This window comes from Nitrosomonas communis (assembly GCF_024102715.1).
In the GTDB taxonomy this organism is placed as follows: Bacteria; Pseudomonadota; Gammaproteobacteria; order Burkholderiales; family Nitrosomonadaceae; genus Nitrosomonas; species Nitrosomonas communis_B.
The window spans coordinates 1-14,608 of the sequence record NZ_JAGFJM010000038.1; the positions used below are offsets into that span (position 1 = coordinate 1).

General features: G+C 44.9%; 19 protein-coding genes and 1 other RNA gene. 6 read left to right on the forward strand and 14 right to left on the reverse strand.

What is annotated here, in order from left to right; genetic code table 11:
* From J5I83_RS03920 to J5I83_RS03970, 11 genes are all read right to left on the reverse strand, one after another.
* The coding region (locus J5I83_RS03920) for a Glu/Leu/Phe/Val dehydrogenase dimerization domain-containing protein (protein ID WP_304053445.1) at positions 1 to 477 on the reverse strand (477 nt) is incomplete at its 3' end.
* Between the two features lie 310 nt (positions 478 to 787).
* Positions 788 to 1,969, reverse strand: coding sequence for a hypothetical protein (locus J5I83_RS03925; protein WP_304053446.1), 1,182 nt, complete (start codon positions 1,967 to 1,969; stop codon positions 788 to 790).
* Positions 1,970 to 2,212: 243 nt separating this feature from the next.
* Positions 2,213 to 2,512, reverse strand: a complete 300-nt coding sequence (locus tag J5I83_RS03930; RefSeq protein ID WP_304053448.1) for a DUF167 family protein — start codon at positions 2,510 to 2,512, stop codon at positions 2,213 to 2,215.
* The gene (locus J5I83_RS03935) at positions 2,512 to 3,084 is read right to left on the reverse strand and encodes a YggT family protein (RefSeq protein ID WP_304053449.1); all 573 of its coding nucleotides are present in this window, start codon (positions 3,082 to 3,084) and stop codon (positions 2,512 to 2,514) included. Before J5I83_RS03935 ends, J5I83_RS03930 begins: the two co-directional genes overlap by 1 nt.
* Before the next feature lie 39 nt (positions 3,085 to 3,123).
* The gene (gene proC / locus J5I83_RS03940; protein ID WP_304053451.1) at positions 3,124 to 3,936 is read right to left on the reverse strand and encodes a pyrroline-5-carboxylate reductase; all 813 of its coding nucleotides are present in this window, start codon (positions 3,934 to 3,936) and stop codon (positions 3,124 to 3,126) included.
* A 118-nt stretch (positions 3,937 to 4,054) separates the two neighbouring features.
* Positions 4,055 to 4,261, reverse strand: a complete 207-nt coding sequence (locus J5I83_RS03945; protein WP_304053452.1) for a DUF2905 domain-containing protein — start codon at positions 4,259 to 4,261, stop codon at positions 4,055 to 4,057.
* An 82-nt stretch (positions 4,262 to 4,343) separates the two neighbouring features.
* Positions 4,344 to 5,159 carry a bifunctional DNA-formamidopyrimidine glycosylase/DNA-(apurinic or apyrimidinic site) lyase gene (mutM, locus tag J5I83_RS03950; protein WP_304053453.1) on the reverse strand — a complete coding sequence of 272 codons (816 nt, stop codon included), beginning with the start codon at positions 5,157 to 5,159 and terminating at the stop codon, positions 4,344 to 4,346.
* Complete coding sequence (locus J5I83_RS03955; protein WP_304053454.1) at positions 5,159 to 6,022, reverse strand: hypothetical protein; 864 nt, start codon at positions 6,020 to 6,022, stop codon at positions 5,159 to 5,161. The genes mutM and J5I83_RS03955 overlap by 1 nt, the downstream gene beginning before the upstream one ends.
* Before the next feature lie 5 nt (positions 6,023 to 6,027).
* Positions 6,028 to 7,383, reverse strand: a complete 1,356-nt coding sequence (locus J5I83_RS03960; protein WP_304053455.1) for a GldG family protein — start codon at positions 7,381 to 7,383, stop codon at positions 6,028 to 6,030.
* Between the two features lie 36 nt (positions 7,384 to 7,419).
* Positions 7,420 to 8,163, reverse strand: coding sequence for an ABC transporter permease (locus J5I83_RS03965; RefSeq protein ID WP_304053456.1), 744 nt, complete (start codon positions 8,161 to 8,163; stop codon positions 7,420 to 7,422).
* 1 nt (position 8,164) lies between these two features.
* The gene (locus tag J5I83_RS03970) at positions 8,165 to 8,923 is read right to left on the reverse strand and encodes an ABC transporter ATP-binding protein (protein ID WP_304053458.1); all 759 of its coding nucleotides are present in this window, start codon (positions 8,921 to 8,923) and stop codon (positions 8,165 to 8,167) included.
* A gap of 425 nt (positions 8,924 to 9,348) precedes the next feature.
* On the opposite strand from J5I83_RS03970, the gene J5I83_RS03975 reads away from it, so the two are divergent.
* The 5 genes from J5I83_RS03975 to ssrA all read left to right on the forward strand — a co-directional run bounded on the left by J5I83_RS03975 (position 9,349) and on the right by ssrA (position 13,294).
* Complete coding sequence (locus J5I83_RS03975; protein WP_304053459.1) at positions 9,349 to 10,050, forward strand: OmpA family protein; 702 nt, start codon at positions 9,349 to 9,351, stop codon at positions 10,048 to 10,050.
* A 75-nt stretch (positions 10,051 to 10,125) separates the two neighbouring features.
* Entirely contained in the window at positions 10,126 to 11,448 is a 1,323-nt protein-coding gene (locus tag J5I83_RS03980; RefSeq protein ID WP_304053461.1) for a TRZ/ATZ family hydrolase, read from the forward strand.
* Positions 11,449 to 11,467: 19 nt separating this feature from the next.
* On the forward strand, positions 11,468 to 12,175 hold the full coding sequence (gene ubiG / locus J5I83_RS03985) for a bifunctional 2-polyprenyl-6-hydroxyphenol methylase/3-demethylubiquinol 3-O-methyltransferase UbiG (protein WP_304053463.1): 708 nt from the start codon (positions 11,468 to 11,470) through the stop codon (positions 12,173 to 12,175).
* Between the two features lie 17 nt (positions 12,176 to 12,192).
* A complete protein-coding gene (locus J5I83_RS03990; protein WP_304053465.1) occupies positions 12,193 to 12,840 on the forward strand; it encodes an HAD-IA family hydrolase in 648 nt (215 codons plus the stop codon).
* A 93-nt stretch (positions 12,841 to 12,933) separates the two neighbouring features.
* Positions 12,934 to 13,294: a transfer-messenger RNA gene (gene ssrA, locus J5I83_RS03995) on the forward strand.
* 322 nt (positions 13,295 to 13,616) lie between these two features.
* Here the strand turns inward: ssrA and J5I83_RS04000 are convergent.
* The 3 genes from J5I83_RS04000 to J5I83_RS04010 are packed head-to-tail and all read right to left on the reverse strand — an operon-like array spanning position 13,617 to position 14,302.
* On the reverse strand, positions 13,617 to 13,856 hold the full coding sequence (locus J5I83_RS04000) for a hypothetical protein (protein ID WP_304053466.1): 240 nt from the start codon (positions 13,854 to 13,856) through the stop codon (positions 13,617 to 13,619).
* Complete coding sequence (locus J5I83_RS04005; RefSeq protein ID WP_304053467.1) at positions 13,837 to 14,052, reverse strand: hypothetical protein; 216 nt, start codon at positions 14,050 to 14,052, stop codon at positions 13,837 to 13,839. Before J5I83_RS04005 ends, J5I83_RS04000 begins: the two co-directional genes overlap by 20 nt.
* Before the next feature lie 31 nt (positions 14,053 to 14,083).
* On the reverse strand, positions 14,084 to 14,302 hold the full coding sequence (locus tag J5I83_RS04010) for a hypothetical protein (RefSeq protein ID WP_304053469.1): 219 nt from the start codon (positions 14,300 to 14,302) through the stop codon (positions 14,084 to 14,086).
* Positions 14,303 to 14,367: 65 nt separating this feature from the next.
* On the opposite strand from J5I83_RS04010, the gene J5I83_RS04015 reads away from it, so the two are divergent.
* The coding region (locus tag J5I83_RS04015) for a hypothetical protein (RefSeq protein WP_304053470.1) at positions 14,368 to 14,608 on the forward strand (241 nt) is incomplete at its 3' end.

A 14,608-nucleotide genomic window follows, 5' to 3' on the forward strand; every position in this document is an offset into this window, starting at 1 on the left:
AGGGCTCAGGACGACAAACACTTCGCCTACAAAACCCTGGCAGAAACGCATGATTTCACCTGTGGTTCTCGCTTTAGGAGCAAAATCGGAGCCGCCTTTACCGCCACCCATGGGTAAAGTTGTCAAGGCGTGCTTAAATGTTTGCTCAAAAGCTAGAAACTTAAGAATGGATAGATTAACCGAAGGATGAAAACGAATACCCCCTTTGTAAGGGCCAATCGCTGAGTTATGCTGTATACGGTACCCACGATTAACTCTTACTTCACCGCTATCATCGACCCAAGCGACGCGGAATATAATTGCACGCTCCGGTTCGACAATTCGATCCAGCAAACCATGCTCAGCATAACGCGGATTGCGGGTGATAAAAGGCCACAAACTCTCAATAACCTCAGTAACAGCTTGCATATACTCTGGCTGGCCAGGGTTACGTTCAGAAACATAATTTCTGAATTCATCGATATTCTTGTATTTCATCCTGTATATTCTCCTCTAACGTTAAACAAATAACCCTTCTACTTTTATACATTCTGCCATCAATCCAAATATTCCACTGAATATTTATTTGATTGAAACCTTTTCTTTTTTAAGAAAAGGATACGCTGTCTGTTTGCTGGGTAAAGTACAAACCAAGCCATTTGATGATAAATGACCTACAAGCAAGTATTTTTACTTAGCCATAAAATACTAAGCAAAAATTCTGATTGGGAGAAATTTTTTATAAGAAAGAAAATACAGGGAACAGACTCACTGGATGCAGTCCTTTGTGAAAAAATCTTTTAATCTTTTACTGTGCCAGTACTTCCAGGGGAAGCCGAACCGTTTGCACGCCATAGCCAGGTGCTGCGCTGGTCCAGGCTAACATGAAATCCGATTCATTTTTGATCAATTGTGGAATACCACTGTCACGTCCGGAACTGATGTCTATCAACCGTTTTATCGGACTCATTGTGCCATCTATAAATATTTTTCGCACAGCAACACTTGCTTTTTTGGTGGTGTTATCCATTGCTGTCAGCCACATAACCACTGCTGCATGATCATTTAACCATTCAATCTTTATCCTACCGGCAGGCTTAGCTTCGTCCACCTCAAAAGTTTTCCTGAACTGCAATCTGTCAATGCTGGAAAAGGCAGCACGCACGCGTGGACGATTTCCCTCTGCAGTAAACCAGCTTGCCACAATATGTTCTCCCCGGATTGCCAAAGCCGGCCCATTAACTGGGCAACCATCCATCGACCAGCCCTCCTGACTAAGCGGTAAAGGCGTTGTCCATCTATTCTGCAGCAGCCGAGCAATATGGTGATCCCGCACGCTGTGTTCACGCAGGCTACGCCAAGCAATGACCGGCCCCGTTGCTGTAGTAGCAGCTGCTGCTGTCCGGCAGCAACTACAAGTACTGTCATCAATTAACTGCTCGGCAGCAAAACTTCCATCACGATGGATACGTACGTATCGCAATGCAAAGCTGCCTGATTTATGCTTAATATAATTGCGCCCATCCAGCCACACGATGCCTGCATCCCTATCAACCGGAAAGATCGATACGAATCCATGTGCGGCTGCCGTTCTATCCTGGTAAGGGGTTTGAGGCATGCTCCAGCTTATGCCAGCATTCGTGGAAACAGCCACCAGTATGTCATAATCATAAATACTCCCACCTGCTGATTGGACTAACCAGTGTGCCACCCAGAATGATGCATCAATTGCTGTCACAGCAGGAAAGTCGGCCCAATTCACAAACCACCCAGCTCCTTGGGCAACTTCTCCTTGTTTTTCCCACTGCCCATGCCTGTACACTGCGAATTTCAGTGCATGCCCATCATTGAGTTCTTCGACCCAGCTCATCAATACTGCACCATCAGGCAGTGGTGATAAATACGGAAAACGAGCATTTTCTGCAGCAGGATTTTCAATCCGTTGAACTTGACCCACTGGCTGTTCGATTGATTGGCATGAAGCAGTCACAGTAAGCATAAGCAGACCAAGTAAGATTAGCCACTGGTAAAGAAGCTTTCTTAAAAAGTATCGTATCGGATTGAATATATTCATATGGGAAGAAAACTCACAACCAGATCATTAAGCATTCTAGTAAATAAAGTTAATGGATGGAATGCGGCAAATGGTCGCAGCAACATCCCTATTGCATGATGAATCCAGGCAGCACCACGTCATCCAGCAAAATAGCTGGTAAACTGGTACGAATACAGCCTATTCTAAATTGCCATCAGCAAAAAGAACTTGCGGCCCCACAGCGGGGCGATTAATTTCGACTATTTTATGGCGGGATTGCGCGCCCTGCTTAAGCGATACTTGCCGTAATGGCACCTGAAAACGTTCAGCAAGAAATTTCAATAGCGCTTTGTTAGCCTTGCCTTCAACAGGGGGTGCGCAAAGTTTTATTTTAAGCGCATCACCGTGCAATCCAACTGATTCTGTTTGCTTTGCCCCAGGTTGAATATAAAGTGTCAGAACTAGATTGTGATTAGTGTCACTACGATACCAGCTCATTAGAACATCACTGAAATTTCCTGTTGCACGCCCGCTACCACCATTAACAACAACTGCACCACGATAATGGCGAACAAAGGTGATAAATCAACATTGGCAATGGGAGGAATACGACGTTGAAAAATACCGAGGACTGGCCGAGTAAAACTATCCAGTATCGGCGCTAATGGACTATAAGGATTAATCCAGGAGAGTACCGCTTGTACAATGATGGTAATCAGAACAATATACAAAGTCATTCGGATAAGTTCAATCAATGCCAGCAACCCAAATCCAATGAACGTACTGCCAGCGGACGAATTAAACTCATAACCCTGCAGAATATTCACTCCCGCAAGGATAATAAATTGCGCAAGCCAGGCCAATACTAACGTGGACAGATCAAAACTCCTCCAGCTAGGAATTACGCGGCGTACGGGTAGCACGATAAAGTTGGTGATGGTAATAAGAAACTTCGATAACGGATTATAGTAAGGAGCACGTAACAATTGCATATAGAAACGTAGCAGTAAGGCAAGGGAAAATAAGCCAAGCACGGTATCTATAAGAAATATTAATATTTGACTGGACATCACTTGCTCCCTGAAGATTCTGATACTTGAAATTAAAGATTATTTACTACCCAATTCATTACCCATTTGTTGCGCACGTTCGAAGGCGACGTGAATTGCACGCACAATTGCATTTTTAATACGATCCTGCTCCATACTTTGTAACGCCTGCTCAGTCACCCCTCCTTTCGAAGTTACCCGCGATCGCAAGAGCATGACATCTTCTTCGCTTTGGCTCGCAAGCTGCGTTGCGCCCAGAAAGGTTTGTAGCGTCAGTTGCTTTGCCTGTTCCATGCTCAAACCCAATTCCACACCGGCCTGCTGCATTGCCTCAATGAAATAGAAAACATAAGCAGGACCGCTGCCCGAGATAGCAGTCACGGCATCTAATAGCATTTCTTGCTCTACCCATAGCACCGCCCCTACCGCATTGAGAATGCTGGCAGCATCTTCTTTCTGCTGAATCGTAACTGCAGGTAATGCATATAAACCTGTGACGCCAGCACGGATCAATGATGGCGTATTGGGCATGGCACGCACGATACTGCCATAGCCACCTAACCAGCGAGATAAATCAGGCGCGCGAATGCCAGCTGCAATAGAGATTACCAACTGATCCACAAGCAAGGACGCAAGCTGCTCTGCCAGTGCAAAAAGCTGTTGCGGTTTAACCGCTAGAACGATGACATCGCAGCCGATTACCCCCTTCTCAAGCTCAGTAACAGTTATCACCCCGAATTGAAGTTCGATTCTGTCCCGAGTTTCACGGTTTATTTCGACAACGCGTATCTGTGCCGCAGGATAATTTTGCTGCAATAGTCCGCCAATCAAGCTGCTGGCCATATTGCCACCACCAACAAACGTAATATTCATATTGCTTCCATGCTTGCGTTTCTCTAAGCGAGTAGCCACTTCGCATTAAGATAATTTAAAAAATCAACTAAAAGATCTCTTGGTTACCTACCGTTTGTTTAAACCTAAGCAACTCAATTTAGCGCTTAAATATATTGATGATTATCGTCAGCACGATACTCACGATAATCACGGAGGTAATGGGTATAAAAACCTTTACTCGCTCTGATTCTATCCGGATATCTCCAGGCAACTTGCCAAACCAGTTTAACAGCCAAGGCGCCAAATGCATTATTGCACCTAAAATAAGCAATAATGCACCCGCAATCATCAACCATCGTGCCATATCATCCATACTCTAAAAATTACATTCCTATCCAACGGGTTTGAAATGACTCACTCTCAGCTTTTACACATAACTGACCAGTTCACTTCTGGCATGCTGGGCAATAAAAACTTGAGCGCTGTCCTTGCTTAATCTGCTCAATCAAGCTGCCGCATACGCGACATGCCTGGTTTACCCGACCATACACCCAATATTGCTGCTGGAAATAGCCCGGACTACCATCACACTGCACAAAATCCCGTAAACTGCTGCCACCTGCTGCAATCGCTGCATTAAGAATTGCCTTGATAACACCGGCTAATCTCTCATATCGATTCAGACCAATTTTACCTGCCCGCGTTCTAGGATGGATGCCAGCGCGAAATAGCACCTCATTAGCATAAATATTGCCTATACCCACTACAATTCGATTATTCATAAGCACTTCCTTAATACTGACAATGCGATGCCGTGTCTTCTCATACAAGCTCTTCCCATCAAAGGATGGACACAACGGTTCATCCCCAAGTTGCGCTAATAATGGATGCCGCATGACATCTCCTGTACTCCACAGAATTGCTCCAAAGCGGCGTGGATCTCTGAAGCGAAGAATTACACCATTGGCAAACTCCAAATCAAAATGATCATGTTTCTGGGCAGATTCCCGGGCAAATACCAGACGCAAGCTGCCAGACATACCCAAATGCACAATCAACGTTCCTTTGCTACAAATGAACAGGAGGTATTTTGCACGTCGTGTGATCGAAAACAGCTCCTGACCCATCAGAATCTCTGCAAGATCGCTAGGGATCGGCCAGCGCAAACGTGAATTCCTAACTGTAACACGCACGATACGCTGATTTAATAAATGCGGCTCGATGCCTTGCCGCGTGACTTCAACTTCAGGTAATTCGGGCATTACTCAATAAACACCGTTTGACCGTTATGAATCGAATAGGGATCCAGCAATAACTTACTGATGCTACTTGGGAAATGATAACGAATACCTTCATCTACACGCAGCAAAGTTAATTCAGACTCATTTTGCTCAACAATCAGCCTAATCTTTCTGCCATCACGTAGCCCAATAATGATTTCTTCTCCATTCGTACCAGGCTTAGCGGAATCCAGCGTCAGATAGATTGCCTGAGCCAGCTGCCATGCCTGAACCCATTGATTCAACTCATCTTGGCTTAAGGAATATTCATGATGCTGCGAACTTACTTGCCAGTGCTGCTCACGCCTCAAATGGAAATTGGTCAATGTAAACTCAACAGGAAACTCATCTTCCGCAAATAACCTTGAACTTAAAAGATCGGGAGGCAACACTGACAGCGCGGCTGCGAAGCGTGGCGAAACCAGAAATACCTGCTGTCTGGTTGACAGATATTGCTCGTTAGTGGCAGGCGCTAGTTCCCCAAAGCTGAACAACTCCTGATTCAGTCGCAACTGAATAACGGGTGACGCCAGACCATAACGATCTGGATTCGTCAATGGCAAAAGATACTGGCTTGTTGCAGACAGAATTTCCAGAATGCGCCCAACTTTTACTCCATCTACTCTGCCTTGCACAGGCCTTTTCATGTACCAGCGATTATCAGCTCGAGTCAATTCAATCGAAATATCTTGTCTATCGATACGAATTTGCTGCACTGCTTCTGCCGGGAGCGATAAAATTTTATACGTTATCTCCTCTTGCAATGAAGGCTTAATATAGAGAAACGCTGCCAGCGCAACGACTGTGGCAAACATGATCAGATTAAGCCAAGAATAAGAATGCATACTTGTTATCTTCTCCTGCGACGCCACCAAATGACTAATCCGCTGAAAAGGAACAATAAGGGAAACACAATGAGAAAGCCAATTACGATCACGGTTATTTCAGATTCGCTCAGCATTAATTGACTATCGATGGTGGCACGAGGTTGAATAGCAATCAGATCCTCATCACCTGCCAGCCAGTTAACCAGATTGATACCAAAATCTATATTACCGCCATTCCCAAGATAGGTATTGGCAAGCAAATGTCCGCTCCCAATGACCACGATACGTTGTTCACGATCGTCGACAATACGGTCCAGTGCCACGGCCACACTAACCGGACCAGCTACATCATCAGCCTCATCAAAAGTGGCTTCATCATTCAACTCACTGGTTTCCACCCAACCTTGTGGCGCTACTTCAACCAATGAGGTGCCATGCCACTCTTCGTTTTCATTGAAAATAATTTGTCGTGCAAATGGAAATACCGTAATGAAATCAAAGTTTTCGAGAATGTCATGCTGCCCATAAATCGTTCCCAATGCAAATGTAATAGGCGCTCTCAACCGTTTAGCCTGCGGATCAACCACCACACCAGGAGTGAAAGTCAGGCCCAATTTTTCAGCTAACGGTAACAAACCGTACAAAGGCTCTTGGTCTACCAGCCATAACAAATTGCCACCATGCTCAATATAATCGAGTAGTTTTTCCACTTCACCCGCCAACAAATCGGTCTGAGGGGAAGCAACAATAAGTACGCTTGTGTTGGATGGAATTTCCGGTGTACTGGCAAAATTAAGAGCCTCGCTTTTAAAACCGGCTTCCGCCAATTTTCTACCAAAGTCCCCTAAATCACGGTTCGCAATACCATCGAGCTTACGCTCACCATGACCAGAAAGCATCATCAATTGCTTTTGTTCAGATCGCGCCAATCGCATCAATGCATTGGTAAATGTTTGTTCATTAATAGTCGTGAGATGTTCGCTGCGGCCATTAAAGGTTATGACCATCTCACCATTCATTCTTACCCCCGCTTCTTGTGCCAGGTTAGGTTGCTCAACCGGATCAATGAAGTTAAGCTCAAGATCAGGTTTTACTCGTTGGTAAGCAGTCATAAAATCACTGATAATTTTTCTGATATCACCTAGTTGAGCATCTTGTGGCGTTGCATAAACCGTGACACTCACCGGGCCATTCAGTTTTTGCAATACCTCCAGACTTGCCTCACTCAGACTATTACGACCACTCTGACTGATATCCCATTGCGTGCGAAACTCCATCGCCAGATAACCTAGCATGCCCATTAATATCAAGAGCAGTACAACAAATAGCCCATTCTGCAATAGCAGATAGGCGCGCAATTTTTTATTAACCGTAATCATTCAGATCATGCACCAAAAATCAGTGGCAAAGCAGACTCATCCATGAAGCCGTTCCCCATCAAGGCGGCGAATGGTCAATATCAGGAAAGTAAGGGTAAAAAGAACAAAGAAAACCAGACTGAATGAGTCAATCAAGCCACGATTAAAGCTTTCGTAATGCCTGAGCAACGAAAAATTCTGTATCACATTCCCTGCGTTACTTGCCACGATATCTGCTATCCATAATGCCAGGAGTATGCCTAATGTCCCAAGAGCAGCGATTGCTGGGTGAGAAGTCAGACTGGAAATATAGAGTCCGATAGAAACAAAACAGGCGGCTAGCAACAATAAGCCAATCGTATTACTTAATAACAGGCCAAAATCCATTGTTCCTCCCATGAGCAAAGAAAGTGACAACATCACAGTCAGTAATACTGCTAATAAAAAGAAAACCATGAGCCCCAGAAACTTACCCAGCACGATGGCTGTTATTGAAACCGGCGCCGAAATCAACAAAACCATAGTATGGTTACGCCACTCTTCTGCCATAAGCCGCATCGTCAATAATGGTGTTGCCATCAACAACACGATTGATGCCACTGCGAACACCGGCACGATGATCACTTCCGTCGCACCAGGTGGATTGGCAATCTGCATCAGCTGCGACTGCAGCTCTAAGAAAGCATCGAGGCGTCCCAAGAAAACCCAGGTCAACATTAGCTGGATCAGCGCAAGAAAGGTCCAGGCTAATGGTGAAACAAACAGTAATTTCAGTTCCTTCTTGGCAATTGTCAAAATCATTTTATGAATTTCCAGTATGTGCGTTTTTCAGAGTGAATTGCTCAAAAATTTGCTCGAGGCTGAGGCCTTGCTGTTTAAGCTCTGCGAGTACAGCGCCAAACACCATGACACCTTGATGCATAATTTGCACTCGATCGCATACACTCTCGACTTCCGGCAGAATATGAGTAGAAAGAATGACGCTACACGATTTGCCTAGCTCTCGAATTAAAGCTCGAACTTCTCGTATCTGATTAGGATCCAATCCCACCGAGGGCTCATCCAGAATAATGACTTCAGGCTGATGAATGATCGCCTGCGCAATTCCTACCCGTTGCTGATAACCCTTGGATAATGCGCTGATCAAACGCTTTCCAATATCACCGATGCCGCAGCGCTGCTTGGCTTCGGTCATAGCAGAATTGATTCTGGACAAATCGACATTGTGCAACCTGGCAGCAAATTGGAGATATTCATCCACTGTTAATTCTTTATACAGCGGCGGATTCTCAGGTAAATAACCAATATAGCACTTAGCCTTACGGGGATTTTTAAGTAAATCAACACCACAGATTTGCACACTACCACTCGTTGGCGCCAAATTACCTGTTAGCATTTGCATGGTCGTACTTTTTCCAGCGCCATTAGGCCCTAACAAACCCAATATCTCGCCTCGCTTTAATTCCAGATCAACTCTACGCACCGCGGTATGGCTACCGAAATTGCGACTCAGGTTATGGGCAAAAACCGTCACATTGAGCATGGAATCATTCACGAACATACTTATTTTCAAAATTAATCAACTATTAATTCAAGCGTTCTCTTACCATCAAGTAGAGGCAGATTTACGAACATTTCTTGATTATGCTAAATCAAATAAAATGCCTTATGGTTATTTCGGCTCAATCAAATATTAGACGAGCTGTTTTCAGCTTTTCCAGCTAAATTTAACTTTAATACATCCCGTTTAACCATTGTCTGAAATAATACCAATCTATTCTATCAGTCCGTTTCAATTGATTGCCACAGTGTTGCGTAATAGCAACAAGCTGGTTTGACAAAAATAAAAACATGAACGCATAATCCGTTCAAGTAGTGCATTAATAATCAATTTATTGGTAAGTGTCACGAGATCGCGTCAGCAACAAATGGTTTGTGGAATTGATTGATTTTGAGTGAAGCAAAATTACGAAAAAGGACAATAGCATGAAAAAGATAATATCGACCAGAAAGTATCTAACAGGAGCGCTTGTTGTTTTGTCAGTACTGTTATTTTCAACAATAGCGGCGGCAGAATCGCACTATCGGCAAGGCGAAAGTGATGCTGACAAAGTGAAAGCTTATAATGTAGATGATCGCGGTGTGGTATCAAGAAGTTCTGGTAATTTAGGCAATCACTGCTGGCGTACTAGAGAATGGAACGAAGAGACAGCGACCTGTGAATGCGATCCACAGCTTCCAAAATGTCAGGTAGTGGAGAAAGTTGAAGCTCCTGCACCAGCACCAGCTCCAACCGAGCCAGAAAAAATATCCTTCTCTGCAGATGCACTATTTGATTTTGACAAAGCAGTACTTAAACCTGAAGGAAAGGAAGCTCTGGATATCTTCGCAGATAAACTGAGCAAGATCCGCTACGATCTTATCATTGCCGTTGGTTATGCAGATCGTATTGGTTCGGAAGAATATAATAAACGACTTTCTATGAGACGGGCTGAAGCAGTCAAGAACTATCTGGTAACCACAAGAGGAATTAGCCCAGACCGTATTTTCACAGACGGCAAGGGAGAAGCTAATCCAGTAACAGGCGATACTTGCGTAGGTGGCAAAGCAACCAAAGCATTGATTAACTGTCTGGCACCCGATCGTCGGGTAGAAATTGAAGTAGCAGGCACACAAGAAGGCAATTAAGATTAGTTGTCAAATCTGGTTTAAGATAAAAAGCCCTGTCATTGCGCAGGGCTTTTTTGTTGGATTGCTATAAAAATGACCTGCCCTGTAACCGTTGATACAGTCATTGAGGCACGCTGGATCATTCCAATCGAACCGGAAAAAACTGTCTTGATCGATCACGCCATTGTGATTGATGGCGGCATTATTAAAGCAATCGTTCCAAGTTTACAAGCACGATTACAGTTTAGTCCGCTTCGCCATATCACCCTGAATCATCATGCGATCATACCGGGCCTGATCAATTTGCATACCCATGCAGCGATGACACTAATGCGTGGTTTAGCCGATGATTTACCTTTAATGGAATGGCTCAAGCATCACATCTGGCCGGCAGAAGCTCGATTTGTTGACGCAAATTTTGTGCTGGATGGCGTCATGCTAGCCTGTGCAGAAATGCTGCAAGGAGGAATCACTTGTTTTAATGATATGTACCTTTTTCCAGAGGTCACAGCCAAAACCACCATTGAAGTTGGTATGCGAGCAGCTATCGGATTAATTGCCATTGATTTTCCTTCTTACTATGCCAGTGATGTTGATGATTATCTAGCCAAAGGACTGGCATTGCGTGACCAGTACCCGCAACACCCGTTGCTATCGTTCTGTTTTGCACCGCACGCGCCCCATACCGTAAGTGACAAAGCCCTGGTCAATATCATAACCTATGCTGACCAACTCGATTTACCAGTACATATTCACCTGCACGAAACTTACGATGAAATCAAAAGCAGCATAACTACTTGCGGACTTCGCCCGCTCGCCCGTCTACACCAGCTTGGCTTGCTTGGCCCCAAGCTGATAGCTGTGCACATGGTGCATTTGATCAAGGAAGAAATTAACCTGCTGAAACGACACAATTGTAATATCGCCCATTGCCCGTCATCCAACCTGAAACTTGCCAGCGGGCTTGCTCCGGTTACTGATTTATTAGCACAGGGAATCAATATCGGTATTGGCACAGATGGCGCCGCTAGTAACAATCGTCTTGATATGTTCCAGGAAATGCGTCTTACCGCTTTGCTTGCCAAAGTCAACAGTAATAACGCAGAAGCAATCCCTGCTCACCAAGCGCTGCGTATGGCCACTCTAAACGGGGCCATTGCATTGGGACTCGATAAAATTACAGGCTCTTTATCGATTGGCAAGGCCGCAGACATCACTGCGATTGATTTCTCCGGGCTTGCGCTCACTCCGTGCTTTGATCCCGTCTCCCATCTCGTTTATGTGGCGGGGCGGGAACACGTCAGCCATGTCTGGGTTAATGGCAAGCTATTGCTGGATGAAGGAGAACTTGTTACTCTGAACAAAGTAGAATTGATCGTTCGAGCAACACAATGGCAAAAGCGCCTTAATAGTTAACATAAAAGGTAGAAATCGCATGGAAAATGACAGCATCAATGCAGATCCGATAGAATTGGAGAAATTCAGTCAACTAGCCCATCGGTGGTGGGATCCTAATAGCGAATTCAAACCGCTGCATGAGATTAATCCATTACGACTCGATTACATTGATCAACTAAGTGGCGGATTGAAAGGAAAAATCGTCGTAGATGTTGGCTGTGGCGGCGGTATCTTGTCAGAATCCATGGCTGCACGCGGAGCAAACACAACAGGAATCGATTTGAGTGATAAAGCACTGAAAGTAGCCAAGCTTCATTTGCTCGAGAGCGGCAACCAAGTCGATTATCGAAAAATCACCGTCGAGATGCTCGCCAAAGAACAACCTCATCATTTTGATATCGTCACGTGCATGGAAATGCTGGAGCATGTACCCGATCCTGCCAGTGTAATTCGAGCATGCGCTCAGCTAACCAAACCTGGCGGCTGGGTTTTTTTCTCAACCATCAATCGCAATCCGAAATCCTACCTTTTTGCCATCATTGGTGCCGAATATATCCTGAAACTATTACCAAAAGGGACTCACGAATACGCAAAATTCCTCAAACCCTCTGAGCTTGCGCGCATGGCACGTACTGCCGGACTAAGTGACGCCAGAATCATCGGTATGACCTACAACCCCATGACCAAAGTCTATGCCCTCGAAACTGATACAGACGTCAACTATATCATGGCATTCCGCGCTTAAAACCTGCTGAATTACAGATGATTGAAGCGATTCTCTTCGATTTTGACGGGACTATTGCCGATACTGCTCCCGATCTTGGTCATGCGCTCAATCGTCAGCGCATAGCCCGAGGACTATCCCCTCTGCCCATCACATTAATCCGCACGCAAGCCTCAGCTGGATCGCGGGGTTTACTGAACCTCGGCTTCAATCTCAAGCCAGATGATTCAGAATATGAAGCGATGCGCGATGAATTCCTTCGTTTTTACGCAGAACGTCTATATCACGATACCCGTCTATTCCCAGGCATAGCCAATGTGCTTGATCAACTTGATGCCAACCAACTGCCTTGGGGAATCGTAACCAACAAACCTGCTCGTTTCACTAAACCACTTGTGCAAGCACTAGCGCTACATCAGCGTGCAGCATGCATTATCAGCGGTGATGATACAGTGAATACCAAGCCTCATCCGGAACCACTTCTCACTGCCTGTCGTCAAATCAATGTCTCGCCAAATAAATGTATTTATCTCGGTGATGACATACGTGATATCAAAGCTAGCCTAGCTGCTGGAATAAAACCGATCGTGGCTTGCTATGGTTATCTGGGTAACGATACGTCACCCGAAACTTGGGGTGCAGCTCATCTCATTGATCATCCCGAAGATCTGCTCAATTATATTTAGCTCTCCTTAGAATCATCCCTGAGATTCTGTTAGAATCATGCTCTTGAACTTTTTCGTCCCATCACAATCTTACCGTATAGTATAAGTTACCGCGGGGGCGATCCGGCTTCGACGTGGGTTGCAAAGCAGTGCAGGGCATACCGAGGATCAGTTACCTCGTAAATCCATCTGAAAAAAAATAGTCGCAAACGACGAAAACTACGCTTTAGCCGCTTAATTCGGCTAAACTCCACACCGGTGGGCCTCAACGCCGGGTCTGGCAACAGGCAGTGGAGTCACTAACGAGGATCGTATTTTGCAGGGTTACTTTGCAAGGTACTAAAAAATAGGTAACTCGCCTTTCATCAGCTTGCCGGTTAGCGGATAAAAGGTTAAATCAAATAACTAGGCTAAGTATGTAGAACTGTCTGTAGAGGACTTGCGGACGCGGGTTCAATTCCCGCCGCCTCCACCATCACCAAAGACCAACCCTTCATCCGGTTGGTTTTTTTCGTCTACTTCCGCGTGTTTGCGGGGATTCATGCGGATTCTTGCGGACTTCATGAATTCTGGAAATCACACAAATTCGCTCATTTTTTCTCTCTTTGCGCCACTATTCTCTCCACCCCTACTCGTCTTGTAGGAGCGAAGTCCACAAGTTAGTATTTTTTTGACGATAAAAATCAATTGATTACGCGCGGACTAATCAAGCGGTTGATTTTCAGCATTGGTAGGCGGAGGGAACAGCTCGAATGTAGAGTTCAGAGAAAGTCTATAGTGACTTAAAGCAAAGCCAATTATAGACTCATCTTGGCCTGGTTATAAGTCATGGCCAATCCACGTTGTGACAACATATTACCAGCGGCATCGAGCAGCACGGATGCCCCGCCAAGTGAATTCATCCAGTTCGAGTTCAGGTCGTAGCTGTATTGCACTTGTACGCCGCTCACATCAGCAGTCAGCCGGTTGCCGTTGGCATCATAGGTAAACGTATAATTGCTGCCGCTACCAAATCGGTCACAATCGATCCACTGCATCGTAGCTGAAGGTTTGATTGCCCGAGTTCAGGGAGCGGCTGACGAGATTGCCTGCAGGATCATAGTTATAGGTGCGGTTGAACACCCCACCGAGTTGCCAGGCTGTCAGGCGGCGCTGCGCATTATAATTGCGTGTCTCGAACAAGCCATTGCCAAAAGTCTGTGCCGCTAATAGGCCATCGGCGGTATAGGCCATGTTGGTGACAATCGTTGTCGATTACCCATTATCAGTCAGCACTACGCGGGTTTCTTCTTTTTTCATTGCTCAATATACGTAAGCCGTCATCAGCAAAACCTTTTTCTTTTTTTTCATTTTCTATGTACTTTAAACGTAGCAATATTCTTTCAGCTTCTTCATGCGGATAGTACCTCTTGAATTCAAGTACTGAATTATCTTGGATGCAGAATATTAATACCACACTGTCAATGTTGTTGATTTTGCTCATCTTATCGTATATATAGTCAACAGCACCTATAGGTGCAATTATTAATTCAGGAGCTAATCAAAAAAATGAAAAATACCAGAAGAGTATCCTTGATGTCAGCTTTGATATTGCTGATTCTATTAGTCAGTTTTCCGCTTTTTGCATCTCGTGATGAATTCAACCAAAATTTACAGGAAGCCATTCAGAGTGGCCATAAATTTATCAACAACTCTTATATTATTGGCTTTAAAAGACCTTCAATTTTTGACCAAGAAGACCGCGAACCATCTTTGATCGATCCGCCTGACGAAACTCAACGTGGTACCG